Genomic DNA, 23,086 nt, shown 5'->3' with positions numbered 1-23,086 from the left:
TGCGGCGCATGCGCGACTAATGCGCACCCACGTTTATTGCAGACCAAAATTTCGGATAACATCGCATCATGGATGATCGTTTCAATACCATCGCAGGTTGGGTCCTTTTTGCAGGCATTGTCGGGCTTGGCGCTTCGATTGCCAGCTATAAGTATTTCAAGGGCGAGCGCCCTGAGACACTAGGTTATGTGATTGAAGGCGTTGAAACGGAGAGCGAAGGGCCGGCGGCACCTCCGCCGCTTGGCAACCTGCTTGTCGATGCCACAGCCGAGGCAGGTGAACGCGTGTTTGCGAAGTGCTCTGCATGCCACACGATTGAACAGGGCGCAGCCAACGGTATCGGTCCAAATCTTTACGCTGTCATGGGCGCAGCGATTGGTAGCCACGTACCTGGCTATGCATACAGTGATGCGCTTTCCGGCAAGGGTGGCAATTGGACTTGGGAAGACATGGATGCATGGCTTAACAATCCGCGCGGCTATGCAGACGGCACCAAGATGAGCTTTGCTGGCCTTAGTGACCCCATGGATCGCGCCAATGTCATGGCTTACATGGAAAGCTTTGGCGGGGCGCCTGCGCGGCCTGAAGCGGTTGTGATCGAAGAAGCCCCGGCTGAAGAATTGGCCGCGGACGAGACAGCCGAGGGCGCAGAGGCAGCGGCTGAATAAGTCAGCTTTCTCAGCTAAAGAGCAATTTCAATGGGCCGTGGCGGGTTAGTCGCTGCGGCCCTTGAATTTTTGCGCGACGACATACCATTCGGATGAACCTTTGCGACTTGCCGGCGGTTTCGCATGCTTGACCGACTTGAAGTGCTTCTTCAGCAGCTTGAGGAGGTCATCATCTGTACCGCCTGCCAGAACCTTTGCCACAAATGCCCCGCCTTCGGTCAGGTTCTCGACCGCGAACCATGCCGCAGCTTCAACCAGACCCATCGTGCGTAGGTGATCGGTCTGCTTGTGACCGACCGTGTTTGCAGCCATATCTGACATCACCAGATCAGCCGGTCCTCCCAGCGCCTCTTCCAGGGCGGCGGGCGCGGCATCATCCATGAAATCCATCTGGAATATGGTCACGCCTTCGATCGGTTCGGTTTCGAGCAGGTCGATACCGACAATAGTCGCTTTGGGGGCAAGCTTACGCACCACCTGGCTCCATCCCCCTGGTGTGATGCCTAGGTCCACCACACGGGTTGCGCCCCGGATCAATCCGAACCTGTCATCCAGCTCGATCAGCTTGTAGGCGGCGCGGCTACGGTAGCCTTCGGCCTTGGCTTGCTTGACATAGGGGTCGTTGAGCTGACGCTCGAGCCAGCGAGTGGATGAAGCGGTGCGTTTCTTGGCGGTGCGCACACGTTTGCTGGGATCGCGGCCTGACCGGCTCATTTGCTCAAATCCATTTCGGGATCACGCGCGGGCCAGCTGGGCTTGCTTTCATGCAGCGGGTGCGGGTGCGCCAGTTCGTTTGCCATCAAGCTGCGCAATATGCCTTCGCGAATGCCGCGATCGGCCACGCCAAGGCGGGTCGCAGGCCAGATGTCGAGGATCGATTCGAGGATTGCGCAGCCTGCGACCACCAGTTCTGCCCGGTCTTTCCCGATACAAGGTACAGCGGCGCGATCTTCGGGGGACTTGCTGGCAAGCATCTGCGTGATCTCGCGCATGGAATGTGCAGGAACGATCAGACCGTCCACCGCATTGCGATCATATTGCGGTAACTGGAGATGCAGGCTGGCCAGCGTGGTGACTGTCCCGCTCGTTCCCAGCAAACGCAGATCGCCCTGCTGTGCTGCGGGAGCGATTCGATTCGCGAAATGGGTGAAGCTTTCCCGCACGACACGGCGCATCTTGTCATAAGTTGCAGCGCGCTGCTGAGCGTCACCTTCAACCTTGCCCACTGTATCGGTCAGCGAAACAACGCCCCACGGAACGCTGAGCCAATCGACCATCTGCGGAACCCCGCCACCCTGTTCGAGCAGCACCAGCTCTGTCGAGCCTCCGCCAATGTCAAAGATGATCGCCGGACCGGTTCCGGGCTCCAGCAGAATCTGGCAGCCGAGCACGGCAAGGCGTGCCTCTTCCTCTGCGCTGATGATGTCGAGCGCTATGCCGGTCTCTTCGCGCACCCGCTCGATGAACGCTTCGCCATTACTTGCCCGGCGGCAAGCCTCCGTCGCGACTGACCGCGCGAGATAGACGTTACGACGGCGCAGCTTGTCCGCACAGACCGAAAGCGCCTGTACCGTGCGCTCCATCGCGTTATCACTCAACCGGCCCGACATGGCCAAATCCTCACCCAGGCGGACCACGCGGCTGAAGGCGTCGATAACGGTGAAGCCTTCGCCAGCCGGGCGGGCGATCAGCAAACGACAGTTATTGGTGCCAAGGTCAATCGCGGCATAAGCCTGACCGGGGCGCGGTCCAGACGATACAAATGGTCTGGGCGAACTCTTTTGCTGAGGGATTCTTTTGCCACTTTGCGGCTTGGCAATGCGACCCGGCTTGCGGGCACGCGAACTCGCTTTGCGCGAAGCACGATCTTGATTGGGCTTGCCAGGGCGTTTGTAGCGAAAATCGGCTACTTTGCCGGACTTGCCGCCCCTGCGGTGGCCTGCCCTATTTTTACTGTCCGGCGGAGAATGATCCGCCATAATTAATGCTTTCTTTCCTCCCGCCGCATGCTGCGCACGGGGACCTGCCCTTTAGCTAGCGATTAGAGGCGCATCGGGCAAGTATCGAGGTGGCGAACACGAGGTTCAGCACGCGCAGCTTTGCCTTGACCTGCGCAGCCTGCGAAACTAGATGCGCAGCGCTTTACCGCGCGGCTGGCGAGAATCGCCGCTGCAACTGATGCCCCGTCGTCTAATGGTAAGACTACGGACTCTGACTCCGTCAATTGAGGTTCGAATCCTCACGGGGCATCCAGCAATTCTCGATTATTTGTCCGTACTCAGCCCTTGGCCGGGTCAATGAATCCTTCCAGACCCAACGGGCTGAACGGGCCGATGATCAGCTGTTCGAATGCGCCGATACCATTGTCATCAGGTGTCAGCGCCTGGACGATCATTTGTACATGTAAATTTTCAGGCTGCAGCGGATCGAGCGAGACCAGATCGAAATCCTCACGTTCAACACGCAGCGGTCCGTGATGCATGCCATGTCCCCATTCAGGATGCGTGTATCCAAGCCCCTTCATGTGAAAGCGGCCGATCGGCTCGAAGGTCACTTGTTCAGGGGCACCTGGAAGCGCAAGCGATAGTGTGCCGCCGCTGGGCCAGCGTGTGCCGCTTTCCAGTCGCGTACGCATAGAGCCCGCACCTTCGTTGATTTGGTCTGCGTCAGCACCGTCGGCAGCCCATGCGGCGCGGGTGTTCCACGATTCCCCGTGCTGATCGTTATTGACGTGGAAGAAGAGACTGCCGCCTTCGAAGTTGATTGGTGTCCATTGCCAGAAGAATGCGGGCAGCGGTGTGCCGGGCATGGGTTGTGGATCGCGCGCGCCAATCGGGCGAACACCCCAGCTTCTGTCGCGCGTTCCACAGGTGCCTTCGACCATATCCTCGCGCATCCCGTCGAGCGAGATCCAGCCAGTAAAATGACCATTTTGAGTCATGCGCGTATAGTCCATGAAGGTACGCGGGCCGATGCGATGCGTGAAGCGCGGTTCCTCAATAGGAAAAGCACGCCCGGTGAACGTGAACTCGCCCGCGATCCCGTCAGTCTCTTGGATCGTGACTTTGAGTTGATGTAGCGGTTTGACCACTTCGATGCGGATCGGCCCGACTGCCAGATTCATCCGCTCCATCCCCATTTCGCAGCTGGCGTGCAGACAATACTGCTTTCCGTCCAAAATGAAGCTGAAATGAGCGTCAGCTATATCCAGATGCGGGTACACGCCAAAGGCCAATGCAAAGAAACCGCTACCGTCGGGTGCATATCCGTTGAAGAAATATCGATCATAAAAATTGCGATCCGTGCCTGAATAAGCGACCGGTTCCGGGGTTTGATGTAGCGGGAATTCATCACCCTTACTAAGTGCCATTTTCTAACCCTCCTCCAGCATCTTCAGGCTGTCGTACTTTAGTACCAGCGCGCAGGCCCCACGCGCCATCGACAGGAAATTGGCATCACCGCGCTCTGTCCGCTCGACAAACGCCGCGCTGAATACCGCAGTTGAAACACCGTGAAGCGCACCGATCACGTAGTCGCGCCAGATATCGTCACGGGTCAACGGGACGCCCCGCGCCGTCATTTCAGCGCAATAGAGATCCAGTAACTCATCTTCGTGCTGGCGGCGCAAATCATCGCCGATCCCGCAACCCATAAAATACCCGATATCCGTCATCGGATGACCGATACTGAGTGTCTGCCAATCAAGGATAGCAATCGGTTCGCTGCCGCGACCGATCCCGAACAACATGTTGTCGAGGCGGAAATCACCGTGAACCAGGCTGATCTTGGGATGATCGCGTGACAGCCATGCATCGCTTTTCGCAAGCTCGTTGCACACTGACATGAACTCCGGCTCGAGCGAACCGGCATATCGCTCAGCAAATACGGCTTGTGCCTGCGGGTAAAGCGTGCGGATTTGTGCCGCAACGGCTTCTTGCGGCTGCAGCCAATCGAGTGAGAGGATCGCGTCATTATTCCACGAGGGCGCATGCAGCGCAGCGGCTTGGCGGATGGCGTGGCACGCTTCGTGATAGGTGCAGCTATCCAGCTGATTGCCGCCCTTCTGCGGGACCAGATCTTCGAACAGGAGAACAAAGTCACTGCCATCCTGGCTCAAACCTGCGGCGTAGGTTTGGGGCACTCGCACATCCAGCATTGGCGCGAGCTCGCGGTAGAATTGCACTTCCTTGGCATAGAGGCCCATCATCGCTGCGGTTCCGCGGCTGGTCGGATTCTCTGCAGGGAACTTGCCGGCGACCGTGGCCGGGCCAGCACCAGAGTCATCATATGTCAGATGAAACCGCGCGCTATCGCCGACCTGACCTGTGCCAATCGGCTCCCAGCGAATGTCGCTGACCTCGCCGCCATTCAATACACCGGCATCACGCAATCGATTGCTTATCCACCGCGCGGTTACATCAGCTGGATGTGACGGAAATTCCGCCATTAATCCCTCTCCCCTCGCGCGCAGCATATGCGCGAACAGTGTATCCGGCAATCGCAAGCTGCGCACAAAGCCGCTTGCTCCTGCATCAAGGCGGCCCTATTCGCGTGGCAATGACAGACAAACAGAACGAACATGGACTGGTGGGGCGCAGATTCTACCCCGCCAACGAAGAAGCGCGGTTTACTGAGGATTGCCCAGAGCATACGCCACAGACAGAGCATCCTGCCTATCGCTTAGCGTTTCGAGACACAGACTTCCTGCTGCGCGACGAGATGCGGCCGGTGCGGTTCCAGCTGGAACTTCAAAAGCCGGAAATGCTGCTAGATGAGGCACGCGTCGGTTCGACACTGGTGATGTACGGATCCGCGCGAATTCCTTCGCCTGAGAATGCGCAAGCGAAGATTGATGCGGCCGCAGGCGGCAGCGAGTATGAACAGCTGGTTGCGAAGCGCCTGGCCGATAAGGCAAAGTATTACGATCAGGCTTATCAGCTGGCTAGATTGGCTTCCGAGAAAGCCATAATCGAAAATGGTCTTCGCCAGTTCGTGGTATGCTCCGGCGGTGGCCCCTCGATCATGGAAGCTGCCAATCGCGGTGCTTCGGATGCAGGTGCGGAATCGATTGGTCTCAATATTGTGTTGCCGCATGAGCAAGCGCCCAATTCTTATGTAACGCCCTATCTTTCGCTCAATTTCCACTACTTCGCGCTACGCAAGATGCACTTCTTGTTACGTGCGCGTGCAGTGGCGGTATTCCCGGGCGGCTTCGGGACATTCGATGAATTTTTCGAGCTGTTGACCCTTATTCAGACCGGCAAAATGAAGCCGATCCCTATCCTGCTGTTTGGCAAGGACTTCTGGAATCGAGTTGTCAATTTCGAGGCCATCGCGGAGGAAGGCACAATCGCGAAGAAGGATCTGGAGCTCTTCAAGTTCTGCGAGGATCATGAAGAGGCGTGGAATCACATTGCTGAGTTCTACGAGCTAGATCGCTAGCGCGTGCTTCTGACCGCTTGATGCCCAAGCGGGCCATTACCCGCGCCAAATCCGGGCGCTGCCCCGATGGCGCGATAGACAAAATTCCGCGCAAGCGTAATCGCATGCTCCAGTGATTGGCCGTGGCCGAGTAGCGTCGCAATTGCAGCCGATAAGGTGCAACCGGTGCCATGCGTATGCGGCGTGTCGATCCGGGTATGGCTGTACTGCAGAGCTTTCCGATCAGGAGCGACGAGCAAGTCGATGATCTGCTGCGTATCTGTGTGGCCGCCCTTTGCAAGAACGTGTGCCTCATATGTCTTGGCCAGCTGTGCAGCCGCGCTTTCCATCAGGCCGGTGTCCCGCAATTCGCGTTCTGCCATATGCTCGAGCTCTGGCAGGTTCGGGGTTATCAGCGTCGCGCGGGTAAACAATTGGTCTTCAATCGCTGCGATCGCATCGGGCGCGATCAGCGGAGAGCCCGAAGTCGCGATCATAACCGGATCGAGCACTACCGGTGTGCCTTCCGGCAGTGTGTCGAGCGCGGCGGCAACCTGTTCGATGATGTCGCGATCATGCAGCATGCCGATCTTGACTGCATTGACTCCGATATCATCAATACAGCTTTTGATTTGTTGGCCAACAAAGGCGCCGCTCATCGGAACAATCGCCTGCACACCTACGGTGTTTTGGGCGGTTGCGGCAGTAATCGCGGTCATCGCATAGCCACCCAGCATTGTGATTGTCTTGATATCGGCCTGTATACCTGCGCCACCGGACGAATCCGAACCGGCGATGGACAAGATGCGGGGAGGGGGCCTCTCGCTCACGATTTATGCTTGCGATCGGTCGATGGTGGAAACTTTTCTTGTAGCCTCTTTGCGCGTGTGGGGCGATCCATCAGTTCGCCGCCGCAGTTGGGGCACGCGTCATCCAGCGATTCTGCGCATTCGGCACAAAACGTACATTCGAAGCTGCAAATGAACGCTCCTGGCGCTTCTGCGGGCAAATCTGTGCCGCAGCGCTCGCAGTCTGGCCGCATCTCCAGCATCAGGTCGCATCCCTTACTGCGTCGCAAATACGATCAACGATTGCTTCAACCTGAGCCGCGTCATCGCCTTCAGCCATAACGCGGATGACAGGCTCGGTGCCAGATGGACGAATGACCAGCCGGCCGCAGCCTGCTAGCTCGGCCTCGGCACCAGCGATAACCGCTTTGACATTGGCGTCTTCCAATGGCGCCCCGCCGTCATAACGCACATTCTTGAGCAGCTGTGGCACTGGATCAAACAGATGGAGCAACTCGCTTGCCGGCTTGCCGGAGCGCACCAGCCCGGCGAGCACGCGCATCGCAGCGACTGTACCGTCGCCGGTGGTCGCATGATCAAGCAGGATCATGTGCCCTGATTGTTCACCGCCCAGGTTGAACCCGCCTTCTTTCATGCGCTCAAGCACATAGCGGTCCCCCACCTTGGTCCGCTCCAGTTTCAACCCAATCGATTGAAGGTAACGTTCAAGCCCCAGATTCGACATCACAGTCGAAACGATGCCGCCCCCGCTCAGATCGCCCTTTTCTTGCATCCGTGTGGCGATCAGCGCCATCAACTGGTCACCATCGACCTTCTGGCCTTTCTCATCGACGACGATCAGCCGGTCGGCGTCACCGTCGAGCGCGATGCCGATATCTGCTTTTTCTTCGACAACTCGCGCCTGCAACGCCTCGATCGCTGTGGAGCCTACCCCGTCATTTATGTTCAGGCCATTCGGCAAGACCCCGATACTGACAACTTCCGCGCCAAGCTCCCAAATTGCCGTTGGCGCTACCTGATACGCTGCGCCATGTGCGCAATCGATCACGACCTTGAGGTTATCAAAACGGACGTCTGAACCGATCGACTGCTTGACAGCATGGATGTATCGTCCTGCCGCGTCATCGATCCGCCGTGCGCGACCGATCCGGGCCGGCGGTGCGAGCTGTGGTTCGGCTTCGATCAATGCTTCGATGGCAAGTTCGTCATCGTCCGAAAGCTTGAAACCGTCCGGACCAAACAGCTTGATGCCATTGTCTTCATAAGGGTTGTGGCTGGCGGAAATCATCACACCCATGTCAGCGCGCATTTCGCGTGTCAGCAGAGCGATCGCCGGGGTCGGCAGAGGGCCCGTCATGATCACATCCATACCCACACTGGTGAAGCCAGCGACCAGAGCATTTTCCATCATGTATCCGGACAGGCGCGTATCCTTACCGATCACCACGCGGTGTCGATGGTCACCCCGGGCAAAGTGTGCTCCTGCGGCTTGTCCGACGCGCATGGCCATGGCCGCTGTCATCACGCCTGTATTGGTCCGGCCTCTGATCCCGTCTGTTCCGAAGAACTTGCGTCCCATCTGTTAATGTCTCCGCCCTGATCCTGTGCCTTTGCGTGGCAAGTAATTGCCACACGCTATTGGCGTGGTTATCGCGCGAAGGGAAGGGCAAGGAAGGTATAAATTGACCGAACAGGCGCAGACACGTTTCGAACTGATCCCGATCAAGCTGCCAGTGGCATGGACATTTGCTGGCCTAATGGTCGGCCTGTTGATCGGGATGGTGCTGTCTGACGGCACCATGATCGACGATATTGTGCGGTGGACAAGCCCGATCGGCACGCTGTGGCTGAGGGCGTTGCAGATGACAATCATACCGCTGGTCGCGGCGTTGCTTGTATTGGGCATTGTTCAACTTGCAAGCGCGGCGCGGGCTGGCGCGGCAGCGCGGCGCATGCTGATGCTGGTCTTTGCAATCCTGATTGCAAGCGGAGTAGCAACGGCAGTACTTTTACCCTGGCTGCTGGAAGCCTTTCCCGTACCCCAATCAGCGACGGCATTCCTTGCAGAGACGCCGCAGGAGGCGCAGCAGGTCCCAGAGTTGGCAGACTTTGTAGCGTCACTCGTCGCGCCCAATATAGTCGCGGCCGCGGCAGAAACGGCCATGTTGCCGATTACCATATTCTTTGCACTATTCGCTGTGGCAATCACACGATTGCCGGCCAAGCAAAGTGAAAGCTTGCTGAGCTTTTTCCATGCGTTGGCCAATGCCATGCTTCAGATAATCGGCTGGGTGCTGTGGCTCGCACCGGTAGGTGTTTTTGCGCTCGCGCTTGGGGTCGCAGCCCGTGCAGGCGGGGGCGCGTTCGCCGCGCTGGTGCATTACATCTTGCTGGTCAGTGCAATGGGCGGGATCGTTCTGATTGGCGCGTATATTGTCGCGTGGGGGCTGGGCGGTGTTGCCCCGTGGCGGTTCGTCAAGGCGGTTCTGCCTGCACAAGCTGTCGCGATCTCGACGCAAAGTTCGCTCGCAAGCCTTCCCGCCATGCTCGACAGTTCGGGGCGGCTCGGGCTTAGGCAAAGCACGTCGGAATTCGTCTTGCCTTTGGCTGTTGCGGTATTTCGCGCCACAAGCCCGGCGATGAATCTGGCGGTTGCCATTTATGTCGCGCATTTGGCCGGCGTTGAATTATCACCGGTGTTGATGGTTGCCGGCATCGGCGTCGCTCTGATCATCAGTATCGGATCCGTCAGCTTGCCAGGATCGATCAGCTTCGTGGTTTCAATCGGGCCGATTGCGATTGCGATGGGCGTTCCGGTAGAACCCCTCGCATTGCTCGTCGCCGTAGAGATGTTGCCTGACATCATGCGCACGCTTGGCAATGTGACCATGAACGTAGCCGTCACAAGTGCAGTGGATCGCGTTCAGCAGGATTGAGTGCGCTCGTGCAAGGTGACTTGCACAACTTGCAAGTTGAAGCGTGCAACCCATATGCGATCCGCGCGTTATTACTATGTAACTATGCGAAAATTCGGAACAAAACGGAGCTAATATGGCCTTTGCCCTCACCCCCCTACCATATGCAGAGACAGCACTCGAACCGGCGATCTCAGCGCATACGCTAAGCTTCCACCATGCAAAGCACCACCAAGCCTATGTCGACAAGATGAATGCCGCGATTGAAGGCACCGAACTCGATGGCAAGCCTATGTCGGAAGTGATCGCTGCGGCACGTGGCAGAAATCAGGGTCTATTCAACAATGCCGCTCAAAGCTGGAATCATGCATTCTACTGGCATTCGATGAGCCCCGATGGAGGAGTACCTTCCGATGAACTGGCTGCGAAGATCGACGACGCATTCGGCTCGCTGGACGGTTTGAAAGACCAATTGAAATCGCGGGGTGCCGGCCACTTTGCGAGTGGTTGGGTCTGGCTAGCTGAGAAGGACGGCAAGCTGTCGATTGAGGAAACCCACGATGGCGACACGCTGGCAGACAGCGAGTTCAACCCACTGCTGACAATCGACGTGTGGGAACACGCCTATTATCTAGACCACCAGAACAAGCGTCCGGCGTATCTTGAAGCCGTTGTCGAGGAGAAGCTAAACTGGGCTTTCGTGTCGGAAAATCTGGCGCAGGGTAGTGCCTGGACTTATCCGTCCTGAATCAAATGAGTGATCGCCAGGGGCTGAGCAGGGCTTAGTTCTCGGCGCTTTCCGCCTGGCGGGCAGCGACGCTGTCGAGCTCTTCCAGAATTGCCCGATGTGCACCTTCGTCTTCTACAGAACGTTTCGGGATCGCGCCTTCTTCAAGCATTGAATTGAGCGCGGCGCGTGCACGACCAACACGGCTTTTGATCGTGCCGACCGCGCAACCGCAGATATTGGCGGCCTCTTCGTACGAAAATCCGCCTGCGCCCACCAGCAACAGCGCTTCCCGCCGCTCTGCGGGCAACGTCTGCATTGCGCGCTGCAAATCTGAGAGATGGATTGGCTCTTCCTGTCCCGCAGGCGCAGTTAGAATACGTTCGGCAACGGTTTCATCATAATCACCACGGAATCGATTGCGCCGCATATCCGTGAGATAGGCATTGCGCAGAATAACGAATGTCCATGCGCGCATTGATGTCCCCGGCTCGAATCGTTCCTGAGCGGCCCAGGCTTTCATCAGCGCTTCCTGTACCAGATCATCAGCCATGTCGGGCCGGCCGCAAAGGCCACGTGCAAATGCGCGAAGGTGCGGAATGACTTCCTCAAGTTCACGTTTGAATTCGAGCTTTTGAGCGGCAGTGCGCTTACTTTGCGCCATCAGCTTGGACCGTCCGATTGTTCGTCCAGCTTATCCAGCAAATCCTTGAAGCTATCAGGCAGAGGCTCTTCAACTACCGAGTCATAGAGCGTCTTCAAGCCGTCCGCCCAGTCTGGAGAGGGGACCGACTTTCCGGATTTTCGACCAGAACGTGTCTGGGCTGGTTCCTTGCTCGATCCCATTGGGCTCCCGTATCCTCTCACTCAACCCCGACAATTCCTGCGCGTGTCGCGACTTTAATCGCCTCGAATGGGGAACGATAGCCTAGCTCTTTTGTTCCCAAGCTAGCAATAGAGAGATGATCGAAACGATGCACGGCGTCGCGTCAACAGTGACTGAACCGCCTCGTCTGAGACGGGCGACGCGGTTGCTTGTCCGCTTTCCGCGTGCTGTTCCATTTGCAATTTTCCTGATCATCGGCGTGATAACAACGTTTAGCGTGCTTAGTATTGAAGCAAGCGAGCATCGCAGGGAACAGGTGGTCATGCGCGAAGTGGCGCAGACGCTTGCGAACGAACTTGTCAGGCGCAGCAATACGACAGAGGCGTATCTGCGTTCGGGCTCGGCACTTTTCGCAACCACTCCAGATGTTAGCCTCGCCATGTTCCAGCGTTTCGCCAACGAACTAAGGCTCGATTCGAACGCAGAAGGATCTGAGGGAATCGGTTGGGCAGAGGTTATTGACAGAGCCAATGTCGCCGAATTTCAGCGCATGGTCAGCGCGGAGAAAGGAACCAATTTTCAAATCCGGCGGCAGACTGGCGCATCTGGCCAAACACTGGCACCGATCACCTTTCTGAAACCGGACACGCGGGAGTCGGCGGCGGCCCTAGGCTATGATCTATATTCGCACGAGGTGGTCAGTGCTGCAATGGATGAAGCAGCGCGCATGGTTCGACCAACCGCCACTGCCAAGCTGAATTTGGGAGAAGAAGGGCAGACAATCGATAATGGATTTCTGATCTTTATGCCCGTTTTCGAGGGACCCTTGGGCGCACGGAAGCTGAAAGGCTTCGTGTTCAGCCCGTTCGACGCGCAATTCTTCTTGGCATCGGCGATGAACCGGTCCGCCCATCCAGATATGGGTGTGCGCTTTTATGACGGAGAAGTTGGCGAGCAAAACCTGCTGGCGCAGCATGTCCCTGCATACGCGTCCGGCATGACAATGGCTGAGCAGATAACCATCGGGAATCGACCTTTCTCGGTCGAAGTGGAGTCGGCGCGCGTTGGCAGCCTGTCGCCGCTTTCGATGGCGACTCTCTTGTTCGGCTTGGCGACTGCAAGCTTGCTGATGCTTCTCGCCAGACTCTTAACTCGCCAAGCGGTTGAAGATGAAGCGTCGCTCGCTTTCTTTGAAGAGCAGAATTCAATTCGCAACTCTCTGACTCGCGAACTCAACCACCGCGTCAAGAATACCCTGGCTAGCATCGTGTCGATCATCTCTTTGACGCGTCGACGGACCGATAGTCTGGATGAATTTGCGGACAGTCTGGAGGGGCGCGTACGGGCACTCTCGGCAACACATGACCTTCTCACGAACTCGGAATGGGGTACGACCCCCTTGCGGTCCGTGGTTGAAGTCGAGCTTGCGCCCTACGCAGGCGGAGATACCGAAGTGGTCATGGATGGTCCGGACATAGAGCTTGCACCAAATGACGCCCTCTCTCTTGGCCTTGCCATTCACGAGCTTGCAACAAACGCTGCAAAATATGGCGCACTTAGCCGCTCGGGAGCGAAGGTGACCATTAAATGGGAGCGCGAGAGTGACCACTTGGCGCGCCTGAAATGGGAGGAGCGCGGGGGCCCGGAAGTGAAAGCTGAGCGCAAGCGGGGTTTCGGAACCGAGCTCATCGAAAAGATCGTGGCGCATGAATTGCGCCATCCCGTTGACATGCGGTTCGAACCTGAAGGAGTGAGCTGCATCCTGCGCGTACCCCTCCGCGTTAGTGCGGAGTTCCATATCAGGGAGCGGCTTGCCCGGTTGTCAGATTAGTCAGCTCAGAGGCTTGCTTGAATCGAAAAACAGAGCTTGGCTAATGGCAGCGCGCACCGTCTGTTCGCGAAACGGCTTTGTTACAAGGTAAGTCGGTTCGGGACGGTCGCCGGTGAGCAACCGTTCAGGATAGGCAGTGATGAATACGACAGGCACATCGCCCATCGTCAGAATGTCATCTACTGCGTCAAGCCCGGATGAACCGTCAGCCAACTGGATGTCAGCCAGAACCAACCCGGGCTTGGCCTCGGAGACCGCTTCTTGCGCTTGTGTACGTGTTGCTGCAGTTCCGAACACTTCGTGGCCCAGTGTCTTGACGAGATCTTCCAACTGCATCGAGATCAGCGGTTCATCCTCGATTATCAGCACTTGAGTGGCAGCTTCCCGGTCGATTTCGTCGATGGCGTTTTCAACCAGTTGCACGATATCTGCTTCGCTCACTTCCAATATTTCCGCAGCCTGTGCGGGTGAGAAATCTTCCAACGACGTGAGCAAAAGTGCTTGCCGATTCAGCGGTGTAACGGTGCGTAAGCGCTGCTGCGCTTGCTCTTCATGTTCAGAGCCGGAAACAGCGCTGACCGCGTCCTCCGTACTTGACCACAGAGCAGTGAAGGCACGGTAGAGAGGGACTCGCCCACCAGCGAGCTCTGCCTTCAAATCCTCGTCTGCGAGGGCCGCCTCTAGCGTTGCACGAACAAATTTGTCGCCGCTGGCCTGTGATCCGGTAAGCGCGCGCGCATACCGTCGCAGATAAGGCAAATTCGCTGCAATTTGAGCGCTAAGTGACATCTAACAGTTCCTTCGGACCCAATTGCCAAGTGGGCTTTCAATAATCAGTAAGTTGATGAAGCGATAGCACAGCGGGCTGTTTTGTCCATCGAACTGGGGGCATCTGAATACCGCTGATAAGAGCTCATGATCATATGCAGAAAAATTTTCGTTTTGCCGGGAACCGCTGTTCCGGTCGCGCATTTCTACTGCATCACCGCCGAGACCCCCCTCCCGTCCAAGTGGCTGGTGATACGATCCCGAAGGCCTCCGTCTTATCAGGCGGAGGCCTTTTTTCGCTTTCGACACTTAGCTTAGGGACTTGCTGAAAACGATATACTCGCGGTTGATTTTGCTTTCGATGGCATCGGCGATGGCCACCATCCCCTGATTGTCATCCAGGATCCAGCCGATCTCGCCCCTTTGTGAGCCATAGAGAGCCGATGCATTCTTGCGGATCTGACTGATCATCATGAAGGCAAGCTGGCTCGCAACCCGTGAGTTGTGAAGTTCCTTCTTAACGCCCATTAGCGGGACGCGCATTCCAGCGTCCTTTGGCTTGCGCAGCCACCGCAAGAGATGGAACCAGCCGAAAGGGAATAGTTTTCCGTCGATCTTTTTCAGCACTTGATTTATGTCAGGAAAGGTCAGCATGAATGCGACCGGCTCACCATCCAGCTCTGCAATCATGTTAAGCGGTTCGAAGATAATCGGGCGCAGTTTCTTGCCTGCATGGGCAATCTCTTCGGGGGTGAAAGGCACGAATCCCCAATTGCTGGACCATGCATCGTTCAGGATCGACAAGATGATGTCGACCTCAGCATCCCAATCCTTTTTCACGACCTGGCGCACGGAGATACGATCATTTCGCTCGCCTGACTTGACGATCCGCTGGATCAGCGGCGGGAAATCTCTCGACACGTCCAGATCGTAAGTCAGCAGTGTTTTCGCCGGTTCGAAACCGTAACTTTCGATCCAGCTCCGATATTGCGCAGGATGGTGCCCCATCATGATCATCGGTGAATGATCCTGTCCGCGTACCAGCAACCCCGGCTCTTCCCATATCGACATGGAGATCGGGCCTAAAACGCGTTCCATCTCTTCGGATCGCAACCAGCGTTCTGCTTCGGCCAGCAGGACATGGGCAACCGCTTCGTCTTCCGCATCGAAATAACCGAACATGCCTGTGCCGGGGCCAAATCCTTGTTCCTTCGGCATGTCCAAGGCAAGCTTGTCGATATGCGCTGAAATTCGACCGACTGGCTTCCCTTGCCTCCAGGCAATCATCAACTGTGCCTTTGCGTGGCCGAAAAACGGGTTCTTGTCTGGTGTGATAAGCTCAATCTGCTCGCTGCGCAGCTGAGGCACCCAATGCGGTTCCCGCGCGGCGAACATGTTGCCAATGTCAACGAAAGCGGCCCGCCCTTTCTTGTCGCTGACTTGCTCTATCACTATATCGTGAGTGCTCACCCGATTGCCCCGCTTCAATTGTTCTGGGTCAATGTGTGGTCAGAGATTGCCGCTTAAGCAAGTCATTCGATCACTCTTGCCAACACATCGCGTTTGTCCTGCCCCTGTGTTTTGGGCTATGGGCGCCTGCGAATAGAGATTTACGATGGAAAATGCACTGAATCCCGCAAATGTTGCGCACGCTGCCAAAGAGCCGGCTACCCGAGCCCAGTTCATTAGCAGCGATGACAAGGACATGCTTCGTGCCGCCCGCGATCTGACCAAAGATCTGGGCGAGGCGAAGGCTGGCGTTTACTGGCCGGACATGCTGCTTTCGATCGCGGTAGGCTATGGCACATTGGCAGGCGCGATTCTGGTAAACTCTATCCCGCTTGCTTTTGCGCTCGGCGTTGTATCGGCATTGGCGCTTTATCGCGCGTTGATGTTCATTCACGAATTGACACATATCCATCGCGACGCATTGCCCGGCTTTCGGACAGCTTGGAATCTTCTGGTCGGCATTCCCATGCTGGTACCTAGCTTCATGTACGAAGGGGTGCACACTCTCCATCACAAGCGCACGCAATATGGAACTGTCGAAGATCCTGAGTACTTACCGCTGGCACTCATGAAGCCATGGAGCTTGCCTGCGTTTGTCCTGATCGCGTTGTTGGCGCCAATTGGATTGCTCTTGCGTTTCGCCGTGTTGCTCCCGCTGGGAGTGGTTATCCCGCCGCTTCGCCGGATGGTATGGGAACAGGCCTCTGCGCTGATGATCAATCCGGAATTCCGTCGCAAACCGCCAGAAGGACGTCTGGCGAAGCGGGTCTTTTGGCAAGAGCTGGGCGGATTTGTTTGGGCATGGGTTCTGATTGGCAGCGTTGCTGTGCTTGGCTGGCGGCCTTTGCTGATCGCACTCGCGATCGTTTCACTAACCGCGGTGCTCAATCAGCTGCGCACGCTGGTGGCGCATCTTTGGGAGAATGATGGAGAACCGATGACGGTGACCGCGCAATTCCTCGATAGTGTCAACGTGCCGCCGCCGGGCATGATCGCGGAAATCTGGGCGCCTGTGGGCCTGCGTTATCATGCGCTGCACCACTTGATGCCATCGATGCCTTACCATGATTTGCCAGAGGCACATCGCCGTTTGCGCAAGGAGCTTGGTGAGCAGTCAACCTATGATGGCGCAAACCACAAAGGCATGGTCGAGTTGGTTGGGCGGATAGCCAAAAGCACAATGGGAGTGCGCCGCGAGGCTTGAATTTGTGCTCAGTTCAGGAAATGGATCATCGCGCAGCGGCGTTCGACGGGCAGGCCGTTATCGGCCTCAAGCGCAAGTTCACCGGCCAGGCGCGGATGTGCATCCAGCGCGGTAACCTCTTCAAATCCCAACCTTGCATAGAACGGTCCATTCCACGGCACGTCGCGGAACGTGGTTAGGGTGATCGCGGAATAGCCCGAATTGCGGGCATCGATCTGACAAGCCCGGATAAGTCCAGCACCAATTCCGCGTCCCTGATAGTCCAGGTCTACGTCCATCTCCCAGATATGCAGCTCACGGCTAAAGGGCTCATTGACCAGAAAACCGACCAAGCGTTCATCGACGAAAGAGACCAAACAGTGTCCCTTGCGGATGTAACGCTGCAAACGATCAACTGGCATTGTGTTTGATCCAGCCGAACCAATACCGTCGATCTCCAGGAATTTCCTGCCTGCTGCCGCTTCAATTGCGGGCATCAGTTCCGCATCTTCAGGTCGCGCGAGGCGCAGCGACCATTCTTGGCGTTTCATTCCTCTGTCCTGATCAGGACAGTCTCACCCACCAGCAGGAACAGGAAGAAAGGAGCCCATGCCGCAAGGAAGGGCGGATAGCCGCCAAAACTCCCCATGGCGAGTGCAGCATTGTCGATCACGAAATAGGCAAAGCCCAATGCCATTCCAATGATCGCCCGCAAGAACAGCTGCCCTGAACGGGCGAGGCCAAAGGCCGCAATGGATCCAAGCAACGGCATCAGAAGGGCGGACAGCGGTCCCGAAAGCTTGTGCCACCATTTTGCGCGCAACTCTGCGGTACGGCGCCCAACAGCTTCATAGGCTTCGATCGACTCCGATAATTCCCAAAAGGGTTTGGTGTCGGGATCAACCGTGTCCAACTCTATGTCTGCAGGCGACAGGCCTTCGCCCACTATCATAGTTGTCGGCTCGCCGGTTTGTGCGGTGCCAACCTCAAATTCTACGGCATCATCCAGCTTCCAGCCGGGTGCGGCATAAGTCGCGCTTGGCGCGCGTACTTGCGTCAGGATCATCCCCGTCTCGCTCCGCTGGTACCAGGTGACATCGCGCATGCTGATATTATCGCCTGACCCGATCAGGCTGGCTGCGGAGAGTACGTTCTCTCCATCGGTCAGATAAACATTAGCGCGCACCCCCGAATCCGCCGGTATTGCGCCGAATTCGGCCGCATCCCAAGCCTTAAGCGTCGCAGTTGCGCGGGTAACGACCCGTTCGTTGAAAACGAAACTGACCGCTGACACCAGAGCGGCGGTGAGCAGCAGCGGCGCTAAGACCTGATGCGCTGAAAGCCCTGCGGCCTTCATCGAAATGACTTCGCTGTTCTGGTTGAGCGTGACCAAGGCAATCAACGTTGCGAGCAATACTGAATAGGGCAGGAAACGCGCGATCAACTGCGGAATCCTGAGGCTGGCATAGGTGACGAGTTCCGCCTGCCCGTTTCCTTCGACCGCCAGAATATCACCGCTTGTAGACAAAAGGTCTAGCATCATCAGTACCAGTACCAGCATCACCAGCACGGCGATGATGCGCACGATGAACATCTTGGCAAGGTAGAGGGTTAAAGTCCGCGATGGGAAAAAGTCGAGCTGCATTACACTCGTGTCCTATTCCGCAGGCGCCGCTTCAGGCGTGACAAATTGGCGTGAATGGCGGCGCTTGAACAATTTCTTGATCGCCTTGCCACCCTTCGCCGCTGCGGTCTCCAATGCGCCGATAGCTTGCCCGCCCGGTACGTGAGCCACTCGCCAATACATCCAAACAATCAAGGCGGCGAACAGTACAAATGGCCCCCAAAGCGCCAGAACAGGATCAACCCTGCCGAGCGATGCAATATCCTCTCCGTATTGGTTTACCTTGTGATAGCTGACGACCATAATGATCGATACAAACACACCCAGTGCGCTGGTCGATCGCTTAGGGGGCACAGCCAAGGCGACCGCCAATAGCGGCATCAATAACATCATGACGATCTCGACCAGACGGAAATTGAAGCTCGCCTGGCTAGCTGCGCGAACTTCGATCGGCTCGGTATCGCTCCATCCAATACGCAAGAGCTCTGGCAGAATATACTCGCGCTCAGCATCGCCGCGCTCGCGAAATTCTTCAATCGTTGGCAGGTCGATGGGAAGATCGTGTCTCGTGAAACTCAACACACGCGGCGTGCGGCTGCCCGTGTCCTGAACGATTGTTCCATCAGTCAGGCGCAGAATGATCGTATCGGGACTGTCACTGGTGGCCATGAAAGAGCCTTCACGCGCCGAAATGGAAAGTACCTGGTCTCTTTCATTGGCAACCCGGGCGAAGATGCCCTTAAGGCGGCGCCCTTCGTCTTCGCTTTCTTCGATGCGCAAAGCCATGCGATCTTTCAACGTGGTGAATTCGCCTACCTTGATTGAAGCGCCGAGTGCGCCTGACCGCAACTCGTATTCCATTTGCTCATAGTAATACCGGCTTACCGGCTGGATATAGAACACAAGCGCAATGTTTACAGCGACCAGTACAAGGGTAATTGCATAGGGTACGCGCAACAGCCGGCCATATCCCATGCCTACTGCGCGCAGCACATCCAGTTCGCTGGATATCGCGAGCTTTCGAAAGGCCAGAAGGATGCCCAGCAAAAGGCCTAAAGGGATCGCAAGGCTGGCATATTCCGGGATCAGCGCACCCAACATCTTAAATACGACCGATATCGGGCCGCCTTCCACAGCGACAAAATCAAACAGGCGCAACATCTTGTCGAGCAGCAAAAGCGATGCAGCCAGTGCGAACACGCCCAGCATCGGATAGATCACGAGCCGCAAGATGTATCGGTCTATGCTGGGAAGAAGTTTGAGCACTTTTGAGTCTGTGTCGCTGATCCGATTGCCTGATGCTTAACGTTTAGCGCCAAAAACTCGCGCGGTCATGTCCCAAAGATAAGAGGAGGCCGCAGATCAGTCTTTTTCGAGTGTGCACTGCAGCGGATGCTGGTTTTGTCGCGCAAAATCCATGACCTGGTTCACTTTGGTTTCAGCCACCTCATAGGGGAAGACACCGCACACGCCGACACCTCTTTGGTGAACATGCAGCATCACACGTGTGGCCTGTTCCAGGTCCATGCCAAAGAAACGCTTCAGAACCATCACAACGAATTCCATCGGTGTGTAGTCATCATTCAACAAAAGGACTTTGTACTGGCTTGGCTTCTTTGGGCGTGCCTTGGTCTTGGTCGCGATACCCACTTCATTGTCAGTACCCGCATCATCATCGCCTTCGCCCGCCATCGATAATGGGGTCGGCGTGCCATTGGCAAACTTTGTCCCGCCAGGCCAAAGTGAGGATGAATGTTCATGCATGTCGGGGCCAATATCGTAAGCTGATGCGAATTCGCAAGGTGTGAAGCGCGATATGATTGCGCAATCAGGTTAACGCGTTGTGGACCGAGCGCTGTTCGCACAGGAAACCAGAAATGAAAAGAGCCGGCCAGACGCAGATGGTCTGACCGGCTCTCACGTGTTTCTGCCGGAATTGGGAGAGGGAGAGAGATCCGGCGAGAAACTCTAGGAAGTCAAAAAGTGCTTATGCAGCCTTTTTGATCTTCTCAGCAGCAACGCTCACGCGGCTCGAAATCGGCGCGAAAGCTTCATTGTAGAGCTTGACGAGAGCTTCGGTGTTCTTTGAACCGAAAGAAACGGCTGCGTCGAAGTTACGACGAGCGAGTTCGCCCTGAAGCTGCATGAATTCAGTCGGCGACTTTACGGCTGCAACCTTCTTGAAATCGTCTTGTACGGTTTCAACAACTGTCTTGGTCGCTGCGAACTGGTCGCGGCCCATGTCTTGCATACCAGCGAAGAAGATCTTGCCAGATTCAACTACGGCTTCAACGTTGCCTTTGTTGAACTCAGTTACTTCAGAAGCCAGCTCGCCAGTCTTGGCGAAAGCAGTCTTGGCGCGGGTCTGCGCGTCAGCAAAAGCTTCCTTCGCAGCCTTGGTGAAATCGGTGTTCTGAGCTTTCTTAGCAGTGGCCATGATGGTGTCCTTTGCTTTTGTAATCGGGTTGGTAGGCGCTGCGGTCTTCTTCGCAGCAACCTTTGCGGTTTTCTTTGGTGCAGCCTTCTTGGCGGCGACTTTCTTCTTCGGCGCAGCCTTTTTCTTGGCTACGGCTTTCTTTGGTGCCGCTTTCTTGACCGGAGCCTTTGCCACTTTCTTCTTTGCGGCAGGCTTGGCTTTGGCTTTCGGAGCCGCGGCTGTCTCTGTCTTGGTCTCTTTCGCAGCTGCTTCGGCATAGGCCTGCTCAGCAGCGGCATCGATTTTCGATTTGGCTTGATCGGCCATGGTCATACCTCACTTTATGTTGCAGTGCACAAAATAGGCATTGCAGCTGCGAAGTCAAGCATTTTTTGTGCACTGCACAAAAAGCAGGAAAGCGCTTTCTAGATAATAACTTAGCGGGTCTTTACGTAACGACCGGGGGCATCCTCGATCACTTTATCGCCCTTACCGCCCGGCTTTCTCTTGCCTTTTGCGGGTACTTTTTCGCTATCCTGCTGTTCCAACCAATCTAACCAGTGCGGCCACCAGCTTCCGGGGTGTTCGGTTGCTCCATCGACAAAATCCTTGAGCGATGCTGCTGTGCTGTCTCCGGTCCAGTATTGATACTTGTTGGCCGATGGCGGATTGACGACCCCTGCGATGTGACCGGAGCCAGCAAGCAGAAAGGTTACCGGGCATTTGAAATGTTCGGTCGCCTTCCAGACGCTTTCTGCCGGCGCAATATGGTCTTCGCGCCCTGCCTGGATGTAGGCAGGTGTCTTCACCTGACTAAGATCGATTACAGTGCCGTCAGCGGACAGAGCGCCTGGCACGACCAGCTTGTTGTCGCGATAAAGATCGCGGAGATAATCGGCGTGCCATTTACTGGGCAGATTGGTGACGTCGCCGTTCCAGTGCAGCAGGTCGAATGCGGGGTAGTCTTCGCCGAGCAGGTAGTTGTTGACGACATAGTTCCAGATCAAGTCTTTGCCGCGCAGAGAATTAAAAGTCGCAGCGAGGTATCGCCCGTCAAGATATCCCTCGCTCGAGAGGTTCGAGATCATCTCCAATTGGCCATCGTCGATGAAATGCTTGAGTTCGCCCGCCTTCTCGAAATCGACCTGTGCGGTAAAGAATGTCGCACTTTTCACTTTGTCGGCTTCATTGCGCATCGCAAGGATCGCCAGTGTTGCTGCCAGCGTGGTTCCTGCAACACAGTAACCGATTGCGTGGACTGACGGCACTTTCAGTCGTTCTCGAACGGTGTCAATCGCATCGATCTGAGCCCGAATGTAGTCGTCCCAGATGACGTCCTTCATGCTGGCATCAGCCGATTTCCAGCTGACTACGAACACTGAGATGCCTTGATCTACCGCCCATTTGATGAAGCTCTTCTTTGCGGTCAGATCAAGGATGTAAAACCGGTTGATCCACGGCGGGAAGATGATCAGCGGCGTTGCAAACACCTCGTCTGTGGAAGGCGTATACTGAACCAGTTGATACAGAGCTGTCTCATGCACAACCTTGCCTGGCGTCGCCGCAAGATTGACGCCTAATTCAAAAGCTTCGGCGTCTGTGTGCGTCAGCTGACCCTTCTTCAGATCGTTGATCAAGTGCTGCATGCCCTTGAGCAGGTTCTGTCCCTTGGTTTCGATTGTGCGCTTCAGCACGACCGGATTGGTCAAGATAAAATTGTCCGGGCTCATCGCATCGACCAGCGCAGTAGTTGCGAACTCCAGCTGCTTGCGCTTCTCAGGCGCGATACCTTCGATCTGTTTTGCTGCTCCGACGAAATACTCTGCCATCATCAGATAGGTTTGGTGCAGTAAAGCGAACGCCGGATGCGCGCGCCATTCTTCGGCAGCAAAACGGCGGTCCTTGCGAGGAAGTGCATCAGCATCGGGGGCCTCTATCTTGCTTCCACCGCCCAGGAAGCTGCCCAATACACCTTGCCAGATTTCCATTGAATCCTTGGCCAGCCTTTGCGCGGTATCAATCGGATCGGTGGGAATTTGCTTGGCCATGCCCTGCGCCAGTGTGAGCCATTGCGCGGGATCAAAGGGGTTGGTGTTTGATTCATTGTCCTGCGAACGCTCTGTCATGAATTTGAACCACATGGCTTGGATCTCGCGTGCGACGTTGGCAAATTCTGCCATATCTCCCGGGTCCAATGCCGCGCCAGGAAACCTCGCGCCAAATTTACCCGGAGCAAGCTGCCCCATCATCTCGCGCATTGCCTCGCCCTGCATGTCAAAGAAGGCACGAAAGGGTTCACTGCCACCTTTGAAAAAGTCGTTCGCGTCCTTCGCCATTACTGCAATACCCCGAAAACTTATGCTGCAGTGCACTATAGCCAGATTGGTGT

Annotated in this window: 24 protein-coding genes and 1 tRNA gene; 8 read left to right on the top strand and 17 right to left on the bottom strand. The window is 56.3% G+C overall.

From position 1 onward, the window contains the following. The first annotated feature begins 68 nt into the window (after positions 1 to 68). Positions 69 to 668, top strand: a complete 600-nt coding sequence (locus A6F69_RS12615) for a c-type cytochrome (RefSeq protein WP_067601933.1) — start codon at positions 69 to 71, stop codon at positions 666 to 668. Between the two features lie 45 nt (positions 669 to 713). Here the strand turns inward: A6F69_RS12615 and A6F69_RS12610 are convergent, their stop codons facing one another. Both A6F69_RS12610 and A6F69_RS12605 read right to left on the bottom strand, forming a co-directional pair. Then, positions 714 to 1,382: an RlmE family RNA methyltransferase gene (locus A6F69_RS12610; protein WP_067601930.1), complete on the bottom strand. Its 669-nt coding sequence runs from the start codon at positions 1,380 to 1,382 to the stop codon at positions 714 to 716. Beyond that, complete coding sequence (locus A6F69_RS12605; protein WP_083984808.1) at positions 1,379 to 2,647, bottom strand: Ppx/GppA phosphatase family protein; 1,269 nt, start codon at positions 2,645 to 2,647, stop codon at positions 1,379 to 1,381. Before A6F69_RS12605 ends, A6F69_RS12610 begins: the two co-directional genes overlap by 4 nt. A 200-nt stretch (positions 2,648 to 2,847) precedes the next feature. Between A6F69_RS12605 and A6F69_RS12600 the strand changes: the two genes are divergently transcribed. Continuing rightward, a tRNA-Gln gene (locus A6F69_RS12600) sits at positions 2,848 to 2,921 on the top strand. Positions 2,922 to 2,946: 25 nt separating this feature from the next. Here the strand turns inward: A6F69_RS12600 and A6F69_RS12595 are convergent. Beyond that, positions 2,947 to 4,038: an Rv3169 family protein gene (locus A6F69_RS12595; protein ID WP_067601927.1), complete on the bottom strand. Its 1,092-nt coding sequence runs from the start codon at positions 4,036 to 4,038 to the stop codon at positions 2,947 to 2,949. Between the two features lie 3 nt (positions 4,039 to 4,041). Further along, positions 4,042 to 5,115 carry a phosphotransferase family protein gene (locus A6F69_RS12590; protein ID WP_067601924.1) on the bottom strand — a complete coding sequence of 358 codons (1,074 nt, stop codon included), beginning with the start codon at positions 5,113 to 5,115 and terminating at the stop codon, positions 4,042 to 4,044. A 110-nt stretch (positions 5,116 to 5,225) separates the two neighbouring features. Between A6F69_RS12590 and A6F69_RS12585 the strand changes: the two genes are divergently transcribed. Beyond that, entirely contained in the window at positions 5,226 to 6,110 is an 885-nt protein-coding gene (locus tag A6F69_RS12585) for an LOG family protein (protein ID WP_067603155.1), read from the top strand. On the opposite strand, the gene thiD is transcribed toward A6F69_RS12585, so the two are convergent. The 3 genes from thiD to glmM are packed head-to-tail and all read right to left on the bottom strand — an operon-like array spanning position 6,107 to position 8,477. Next, the gene (gene thiD / locus A6F69_RS12580) at positions 6,107 to 6,919 is read right to left on the bottom strand and encodes a bifunctional hydroxymethylpyrimidine kinase/phosphomethylpyrimidine kinase (RefSeq protein ID WP_067601921.1); all 813 of its coding nucleotides are present in this window, start codon (positions 6,917 to 6,919) and stop codon (positions 6,107 to 6,109) included. The two genes, A6F69_RS12585 and thiD, sit on opposite strands and share 4 nt — an antisense overlap. Continuing rightward, entirely contained in the window at positions 6,916 to 7,140 is a 225-nt protein-coding gene (locus A6F69_RS12575) for a DUF1272 domain-containing protein (RefSeq protein ID WP_067601918.1), read from the bottom strand. The genes thiD and A6F69_RS12575 overlap by 4 nt, the downstream gene beginning before the upstream one ends. Further along, positions 7,140 to 8,477, bottom strand: a complete 1,338-nt coding sequence (gene glmM / locus A6F69_RS12570; RefSeq protein WP_067601916.1) for a phosphoglucosamine mutase — start codon at positions 8,475 to 8,477, stop codon at positions 7,140 to 7,142. Before glmM ends, A6F69_RS12575 begins: the two co-directional genes overlap by 1 nt. Positions 8,478 to 8,580: 103 nt before the next feature. Here glmM and A6F69_RS12565 point away from each other — a divergent pair, with 103 nt between their 5' ends. Both A6F69_RS12565 and A6F69_RS12560 read left to right on the top strand, forming a co-directional pair. Next, positions 8,581 to 9,834 carry a dicarboxylate/amino acid:cation symporter gene (locus A6F69_RS12565; RefSeq protein WP_067601913.1) on the top strand — a complete coding sequence of 418 codons (1,254 nt, stop codon included), beginning with the start codon at positions 8,581 to 8,583 and terminating at the stop codon, positions 9,832 to 9,834. Positions 9,835 to 9,949: 115 nt separating this feature from the next. After that, entirely contained in the window at positions 9,950 to 10,561 is a 612-nt protein-coding gene (locus A6F69_RS12560) for a superoxide dismutase (protein WP_067601910.1), read from the top strand. A 34-nt stretch (positions 10,562 to 10,595) separates the two neighbouring features. On the opposite strand, the gene A6F69_RS12555 is transcribed toward A6F69_RS12560, so the two are convergent. Together A6F69_RS12555 and A6F69_RS12550 are read right to left on the bottom strand one after the other, a co-directional pair. Beyond that, the gene (locus A6F69_RS12555) at positions 10,596 to 11,204 is read right to left on the bottom strand and encodes a sigma-70 family RNA polymerase sigma factor (protein WP_067601907.1); all 609 of its coding nucleotides are present in this window, start codon (positions 11,202 to 11,204) and stop codon (positions 10,596 to 10,598) included. Then, a complete protein-coding gene (locus tag A6F69_RS12550) occupies positions 11,204 to 11,386 on the bottom strand; it encodes a NepR family anti-sigma factor (protein ID WP_067601904.1) in 183 nt (60 codons plus the stop codon). Before A6F69_RS12550 ends, A6F69_RS12555 begins: the two co-directional genes overlap by 1 nt. A 239-nt stretch (positions 11,387 to 11,625) precedes the next feature. On the opposite strand from A6F69_RS12550, the gene A6F69_RS12545 reads away from it, so the two are divergent. Then, positions 11,626 to 13,197 (top strand): CHASE domain-containing protein, encoded by a 1,572-nt coding sequence (locus tag A6F69_RS12545; RefSeq protein ID WP_245638250.1) that lies wholly within the window; start codon positions 11,626 to 11,628, stop codon positions 13,195 to 13,197. On the opposite strand, the gene A6F69_RS12540 is transcribed toward A6F69_RS12545, so the two are convergent. Together A6F69_RS12540 and A6F69_RS12535 are read right to left on the bottom strand one after the other, a co-directional pair. Then, on the bottom strand, positions 13,198 to 13,986 hold the full coding sequence (locus A6F69_RS12540) for a response regulator (protein ID WP_067601901.1): 789 nt from the start codon (positions 13,984 to 13,986) through the stop codon (positions 13,198 to 13,200). Between the two features lie 288 nt (positions 13,987 to 14,274). Next, on the bottom strand, positions 14,275 to 15,333 hold the full coding sequence (locus A6F69_RS12535; protein ID WP_342669863.1) for an N-acetyltransferase: 1,059 nt from the start codon (positions 15,331 to 15,333) through the stop codon (positions 14,275 to 14,277). Between the two features lie 3 nt (positions 15,334 to 15,336). Between A6F69_RS12535 and A6F69_RS13285 the strand changes: the two genes are divergently transcribed. Together A6F69_RS13285 and A6F69_RS12530 are read left to right on the top strand one after the other, a co-directional pair. Further along, positions 15,337 to 15,492: a hypothetical protein gene (locus A6F69_RS13285; RefSeq protein WP_342669862.1), complete on the top strand. Its 156-nt coding sequence runs from the start codon at positions 15,337 to 15,339 to the stop codon at positions 15,490 to 15,492. Between the two features lie 88 nt (positions 15,493 to 15,580). After that, positions 15,581 to 16,678 carry a fatty acid desaturase family protein gene (locus A6F69_RS12530; protein WP_067601895.1) on the top strand — a complete coding sequence of 366 codons (1,098 nt, stop codon included), beginning with the start codon at positions 15,581 to 15,583 and terminating at the stop codon, positions 16,676 to 16,678. A gap of 8 nt (positions 16,679 to 16,686) precedes the next feature. On the opposite strand, the gene A6F69_RS12525 is transcribed toward A6F69_RS12530, so the two are convergent. The 6 genes from A6F69_RS12525 to A6F69_RS12500 all read right to left on the bottom strand — a co-directional run bounded on the left by A6F69_RS12525 (position 16,687) and on the right by A6F69_RS12500 (position 23,033). Further along, a complete protein-coding gene (locus tag A6F69_RS12525; protein ID WP_067601892.1) occupies positions 16,687 to 17,208 on the bottom strand; it encodes a GNAT family N-acetyltransferase in 522 nt (173 codons plus the stop codon). Further along, a complete protein-coding gene (gene lptG / locus A6F69_RS12520; RefSeq protein ID WP_067601889.1) occupies positions 17,205 to 18,302 on the bottom strand; it encodes an LPS export ABC transporter permease LptG in 1,098 nt (365 codons plus the stop codon). The genes A6F69_RS12525 and lptG overlap by 4 nt, the downstream gene beginning before the upstream one ends. 12 nt (positions 18,303 to 18,314) lie before the next feature. After that, positions 18,315 to 19,490: an LptF/LptG family permease gene (locus A6F69_RS12515; RefSeq protein ID WP_067601886.1), complete on the bottom strand. Its 1,176-nt coding sequence runs from the start codon at positions 19,488 to 19,490 to the stop codon at positions 18,315 to 18,317. Between the two features lie 153 nt (positions 19,491 to 19,643). Then, positions 19,644 to 19,973, bottom strand: coding sequence for an ATP-dependent Clp protease adapter ClpS (clpS, locus tag A6F69_RS12510; protein ID WP_067603151.1), 330 nt, complete (start codon positions 19,971 to 19,973; stop codon positions 19,644 to 19,646). A 295-nt stretch (positions 19,974 to 20,268) separates the two neighbouring features. After that, positions 20,269 to 21,024, bottom strand: a complete 756-nt coding sequence (locus tag A6F69_RS12505) for a phasin family protein (RefSeq protein ID WP_067603148.1) — start codon at positions 21,022 to 21,024, stop codon at positions 20,269 to 20,271. Positions 21,025 to 21,134: 110 nt separating this feature from the next. Next, on the bottom strand, positions 21,135 to 23,033 hold the full coding sequence (locus A6F69_RS12500; protein ID WP_067601883.1) for a PHA/PHB synthase family protein: 1,899 nt from the start codon (positions 23,031 to 23,033) through the stop codon (positions 21,135 to 21,137). Positions 23,034 to 23,086: the final 53 nt, after the last annotated feature.

The sequence above is a fragment of the Altererythrobacter ishigakiensis genome, from assembly GCF_001663155.1.
Classification (GTDB): domain Bacteria; phylum Pseudomonadota; class Alphaproteobacteria; order Sphingomonadales; family Sphingomonadaceae; genus Erythrobacter; species Erythrobacter ishigakiensis.
This window is presented reverse-complemented; position numbering and strand designations above follow the sequence as displayed.

Bases quoted from the DNA above. Each gene is read 5' to 3' on its own strand.
- A6F69_RS12615 (WP_067601933.1), top strand. From the start codon at position 69: ATGGATGATCGTTTCAATACCATCGCAGGTTGGGTCCTTTTTGCAGGC.
- A6F69_RS12610 (WP_067601930.1), bottom strand. From the start codon at position 1,382: ATGAGCCGGTCAGGCCGCGATCCCAGCAAACGTGTGCGCACCGCCAAG.
- A6F69_RS12605 (WP_083984808.1), bottom strand. From the start codon at position 2,647: ATGGCGGATCATTCTCCGCCGGACAGTAAAAATAGGGCAGGCCACCGC.
- A6F69_RS12595 (WP_067601927.1), bottom strand. From the start codon at position 4,038: ATGGCACTTAGTAAGGGTGATGAATTCCCGCTACATCAAACCCCGGAA.
- A6F69_RS12590 (WP_067601924.1), bottom strand. From the start codon at position 5,115: ATGGCGGAATTTCCGTCACATCCAGCTGATGTAACCGCGCGGTGGATA.
- A6F69_RS12585 (WP_067603155.1), top strand. From the start codon at position 5,226: ATGACAGACAAACAGAACGAACATGGACTGGTGGGGCGCAGATTCTAC.
- A6F69_RS12575 (WP_067601918.1), bottom strand. From the start codon at position 7,140: ATGCTGGAGATGCGGCCAGACTGCGAGCGCTGCGGCACAGATTTGCCC.
- glmM (WP_067601916.1), bottom strand. From the start codon at position 8,477: ATGGGACGCAAGTTCTTCGGAACAGACGGGATCAGAGGCCGGACCAAT.
- A6F69_RS12560 (WP_067601910.1), top strand. From the start codon at position 9,950: ATGGCCTTTGCCCTCACCCCCCTACCATATGCAGAGACAGCACTCGAA.
- A6F69_RS12555 (WP_067601907.1), bottom strand. From the start codon at position 11,204: ATGGCGCAAAGTAAGCGCACTGCCGCTCAAAAGCTCGAATTCAAACGT.
- A6F69_RS12550 (WP_067601904.1), bottom strand. From the start codon at position 11,386: ATGGGATCGAGCAAGGAACCAGCCCAGACACGTTCTGGTCGAAAATCC.
- A6F69_RS12540 (WP_067601901.1), bottom strand. From the start codon at position 13,986: ATGTCACTTAGCGCTCAAATTGCAGCGAATTTGCCTTATCTGCGACGG.
- A6F69_RS13285 (WP_342669862.1), top strand. From the start codon at position 15,337: ATGCGGTTCCCGCGCGGCGAACATGTTGCCAATGTCAACGAAAGCGGC.
- A6F69_RS12530 (WP_067601895.1), top strand. From the start codon at position 15,581: ATGGAAAATGCACTGAATCCCGCAAATGTTGCGCACGCTGCCAAAGAG.
- A6F69_RS12525 (WP_067601892.1), bottom strand. From the start codon at position 17,208: ATGAAACGCCAAGAATGGTCGCTGCGCCTCGCGCGACCTGAAGATGCG.
- lptG (WP_067601889.1), bottom strand. From the start codon at position 18,302: ATGCAGCTCGACTTTTTCCCATCGCGGACTTTAACCCTCTACCTTGCC.
- A6F69_RS12515 (WP_067601886.1), bottom strand. From the start codon at position 19,490: ATGCTGGGCGTGTTCGCACTGGCTGCATCGCTTTTGCTGCTCGACAAG.
- clpS (WP_067603151.1), bottom strand. From the start codon at position 19,973: ATGGCGGGCGAAGGCGATGATGATGCGGGTACTGACAATGAAGTGGGT.
- A6F69_RS12505 (WP_067603148.1), bottom strand. From the start codon at position 21,024: ATGGCCGATCAAGCCAAATCGAAAATCGATGCCGCTGCTGAGCAGGCC.
- A6F69_RS12500 (WP_067601883.1), bottom strand. From the start codon at position 23,033: ATGGCGAAGGACGCGAACGACTTTTTCAAAGGTGGCAGTGAACCCTTT.